Raw genomic sequence first — 4,414 nt, forward strand, 5'->3', positions numbered from 1 at the left:
CCCAGAGATAGAGCGCGTTGATGCCGGTGTAGGGCGTGCCGCAATGCCGCAGCGGTCGCCCCCCTGCCCCGGTCAGTCCCCAGGGGCGCGACCAGGGCAGGACGCCGGCTTCAAGCTTGGCGATTATGAGGTTGGTGATCTCGGCCGCGACATCGCGGCGTGGCGCAGTCGATTTGCGGTGAAAGGTCATGGGAAAGCTCCCTCGATGCGCGGGCCACGCGTGACGGTCCGCGGGTAAAAAGAAGGCGGCCGCCCCGGTGAGGGACAGCCGCCAAGGTGTGCCCGGGAGACGAACGGGCCGGGGGTATCGGGGGGCTATTCGGCCGCGATCAGCGCCTCGTCGCTGTCGATCCCGGCATCGTCGGCACCGAGATCATCGGTGTCGCCGTAGTCGTCGTCGTCGAAGCCCTCATCGCCGGGCTCGTCGTCGATTGCCTCGTCGGCACCGGCGACCGACACGAGATCGAACCGCATCGCGTCGGGCACCCAGGCCAGCGCCGCTTCTTTGGTTTCCGGCTCGGTGATCGCTTCGCCGGCGAACAGCTTCTCGCAGCTGGTCGAGATCTCGCCCTTCTTGGAGGCCATGTAGCGGGCCGCGAGCGGCGCGCCTCCGACACTGGTGAGCAGCGCGAGCAGCGTGCCCTTCGACACGCGATCGAAGAAGTTCGCCGAGGTCGGGCGCCACCATTTGGCGGGTTCGATCTCGAGGATCGAGGCGAGCCGTGCATGGAGCGGGTTGGTGGTGACCGAGCTGTAATCGGGCTTGGCCTCGAGCGAGGTCGCCACCACGACTGCGAGCCAGGCCGCCTTGGCGTCGTCGCTCAGCGCGCGGAACGCCTCGAACCGCTCGACCGGGTTCGCCCCTGCCGTCCACGACGTGTCGAGACCCTCGCGGGCTTCGGCGATCGCGACCTGCGCCTGCGTGGCGGGCTGATCCTTGGGCATCTGCGGGTCCTGCGGACGCCCTGCCCGAACCGTCGTCCCGTAGCGGCCGTAACCGTGGCTGGGGTCGGCGAGGCAGAACAGCATATAGTCGAGCGCGAGCCCCGGATCGCCGAGGATCGACGCGGCGAGGATGTCGCGGCGCTGGACCGCCAGTTCGTCATGGAGCCGGGCGCTGAGCGGCTTGCCGCCAGGAGCGACCGCCTCGGGCGGCAGGTCGGCGGTGCGACGCGACGACGGCGACGACGGCAGCGGCCGATCGTCACCCGGCAGGCGGATCGGCGTTTCGCTGTAGTAGGTCGTGTCGAGCGTCATCTTGCCGTCGCGGCCGAGCGTCAGAAACACACCGACCTGGCCCTTGACCTCGTCGGTCAGTTCGGGCGCCTTGTCGTGGATCGCCTGATATTCCTCGCGCAGCCGATCCGATTCCGCATCGAGCGCGGCATAGGTATCGTCGTCGATACCCTCGTCCTCCATGTCGCTCTCGATGACCTGCACGCGCTCCTCGATCTCGTCGCACCGCGTCTGTTCCTCGACCGTCAGCGGCGCTGCCGGCAGCGTCACGCGGTGGAGGTCGGACGTGATGCCGTAGAGGCTGGTCGTGGCGACGGGGCGCACCCATGCGATCCCCAGTTCCTCGCCGAGCCGCTTGGCCTCAGCCTCCATCAGCGTTGCGGCGAGCGTCTGCGCCAGTTCCGGGTCGGTCCAGCGGTCGCCATCCTCGCTGAACAGTTCGCGCTCGATGCGGCCGCCCGCGGCGACATAGGCATCGGCACCGACCAGGATCGCGATCGGATCCGTCGCCTTCATCGTGTCGTTGGCGATCGCGCGACGGATCTGGTCGGCGTTGACGTAGGACGAGTGACCATACTGCTCGAACACGCGCTCCTGCTTGGCCTTGTCGGCCGTCGAGCCGTAGGCCTTGGCCATCTCGTAGGAGATCTTGCCCGCGGCCAGGGCTTCGAAGATCGGTTCGGCAAGATCGGCGAGGCGCAGCCGTCCCTCGATGAAGCGGCGGGTCTGGCCAAACCGTTTGGCGACCGCGTCGACGTCACCGTCGGTCTTGAGGAAGTGCTGGAACGCGACGCATTCCTCAGCGACGGTCATCTGCTCGCGCTGGAAATTCTCGGTCAGCGACACCTCGCGCAGGTCCGCCTCGTCGCCGGTGATGATCTTGACCGGCACGTCATAGTCGGCGGCAACGATCTCGCCGGCTTCGGCCAGCATCATCGCACCGAGATAGCGGCGATCGCCGGCGATGATCTCGAACATGCCCTTCGGGCGGGCGGCGGTCACCAGCAGGTTCTGCATGATGCCGCGAGCGCGGATGCTGGCGGCCATCGCCTCGATGTTCTTGGGCGGCGTGGTGCGCACGTTCTTCTCGGAACGCTTCAGCTTCGCGAGTTTGACGGTCTGGGTCATCTGTCGTCTCCATGAGCGGGAAAGTGTCCGGCGCACGGGCGTTTCCCCCCGATCCGGACACCCTCCCCGCTCCTTCTCCCCTCTCGTTTCCCGCCTCGGCGGGAGGGGGACCAGGTCGTGCCAACAAGCTGCTAGCTGGCAGCTAGTTGTCGGTTATCGTGCCGGTCAGGCCATCAGGCGCGCGAGGACGGCATCGGCCGTCTCGACGGGGATGAAGACGCGCGTCTTGTAGGCGATGATCTCGGTGAAGCAGCCGATCGACTTGAGCCACGCGAGCTGGTCAGCCGGTGCGCCGCTGATCTCGATGCGCGGCTTGGCGTTGACGCGTACGCGCTTCACCTCGCACACGAACGGTCGCCGGATCGTGACCGTCCCGCCCTCCATCGCGGCGCGCGCGACCTCGGCCGGGCTGAGCACGTCGTTGCTGTCGAGGCCCATCTTCGAGAACAGCGCCGGCACGTCGCCCGGGAACACCATGCGCCCGAGCCAGGAGCGACCCTCGGCATCGACCACGCGGTTGACCACGAGATGGTCGCTCGGCAGCGCCGACCAGATCGGCAGCAGAAGGCCGGTCGCGAGCCGGATCGTCTCGACGTCGAGCTTGCCGCGGATCTCGTCGACCTCGGCCGACCATTCCGCCTCGAACCGTGCGCGGCTGCATTCCTCCCAGGCCGTCTCGTAGAGATCGTCGAGCGCGAGATATTCGTGCCGGGTCGGACGCATCAGTTCGATGCGCGACACCGCCACCCCGTCCTCGGTCAGCCAGGAGCGCGCGTTGGTGCGCAGCGCGACCTTGCCCGACTTGCCGTTGCGCACGAACACGGCGGTCTGGTCGGTATCGGCGATGCGCAGCACGCGCTCGAGCGACATGGGGTTGCGGCGCCGGGTCACCTCGATCGTCAGCAGGTGCGAGGTCGCCTTGCTGACCGGGTCGGTGCGCAGGATCGTATCGTCGAGCACGGTCGCGGTCTCGACCGTCATCGTCTCGACGCCGACATCGAGTGTCCCCGCCTCGCGCGCGGCCGCGACTCGTGCCTCGACCAGCGCCAGGAATTCGTCGAAGATGCAGTTCTGAAGGCCGATCGGCAGCGCCAGCAACCGGTTGAGCCAGCGCTGGATCGGCGGCAGATCCTCCTTCAGGACGCCGTCGGTATCGAGCAGTTCGAGCCCCGTGCGATGCTGGAAGTCGGTGAGGTTGGTGCTGGTCAGTTTGCCGCTGACGAGCAGGTGATACCAGCTGATGAGCGCAGCCTTGGCGTAATCGCTTTCGAGATTGTCGGCCGGGTCGAACAGGTTCTGCCCCCCGGTCTGGCGCTGGCCGCGTGTCAGCGCGCCGAGGCTGTCGAGACGCCGCGCGATGGTCGAGGTGAACCTGAGTTCGCCCTTGCAGTCGGTCGTGACGGGCCGGAACAGCGGCGAGCAGGCCTGATGCGTGCGGTGGGTACGTCCCAGGCCCTGGATCGCGCGATCGGCTCTCCAGCCCGGCTCCAGGAGCAGATGCGCGCGTTGCTGCTGGTTCTTCGCATCGAGGCTGGCATGGTAGGAGCGGCCGGTCCCCCCGGCGTCGGAGAACACCAGGATGCGCTTGGTGCCTTCCATGAAGGCGGCGGAATCGGCCTGCGTGGCACGCGCCGAGCGCGATTCGAGCTTCTGTCCTCCCCCCCTCACCGTGATGAGCCGCTTGGTGCGTCCCGTCACCTCGGCGACCATCTCAGTGCCGAACCGGGTGATGATGGCATCGAGCACGGCCGCGATCGGCGGCAGCGCGCAAAGCTGTTCGACCAGATTGTCGCGCTCGGCTTCAGCTTCCGGGTTGGTGACCGGATGGCCGCTCTCGTCGAACAGCGGTCGCGAGCGCACTTCGCCGGTATCGTCGCGGAAGAACGTCATCTGCTGGACCGGGAATGCCCGGGTCAGATAGTCGATCACCGCTTCTTTGCAGTCGAGATTTATGTCGAGCGGTTCGCGCGCAGGCGCGGATTTACGGGATGAAGACATCGGTTTTACTCCAGATAATTAAGGTGACTGGATGCCAGGCGCGCTACGGCCC

The 4,414-nt window shown here is 67.2% G+C and carries 3 protein-coding genes; all 3 read right to left on the bottom strand.

The window, feature by feature from the left end:
* Positions 1-190: ArdC-like ssDNA-binding domain-containing protein (locus KAY22_RS25070; protein WP_296625839.1), on the bottom strand; the 190-nt coding region annotated here is incomplete at its 3' end.
* A gap of 125 nt (positions 191-315) precedes the next feature.
* Positions 316-2,364, bottom strand: a complete 2,049-nt coding sequence (locus KAY22_RS25075; protein WP_296625840.1) for a ParB/RepB/Spo0J family partition protein — start codon at positions 2,362-2,364, stop codon at positions 316-318.
* A 165-nt stretch (positions 2,365-2,529) separates the two neighbouring features.
* Positions 2,530-4,254: a strawberry notch C-terminal domain-containing protein gene (locus KAY22_RS25080; RefSeq protein WP_296625841.1), complete on the bottom strand. Its 1,725-nt coding sequence runs from the start codon at positions 4,252-4,254 to the stop codon at positions 2,530-2,532.
* Between the last annotated feature and the right edge of the window lie 160 nt (positions 4,255-4,414).

Source organism: Rhizorhabdus sp. (assembly GCF_018006725.1).
In the GTDB taxonomy this organism is placed as follows: Bacteria; Pseudomonadota; Alphaproteobacteria; order Sphingomonadales; family Sphingomonadaceae; genus Rhizorhabdus.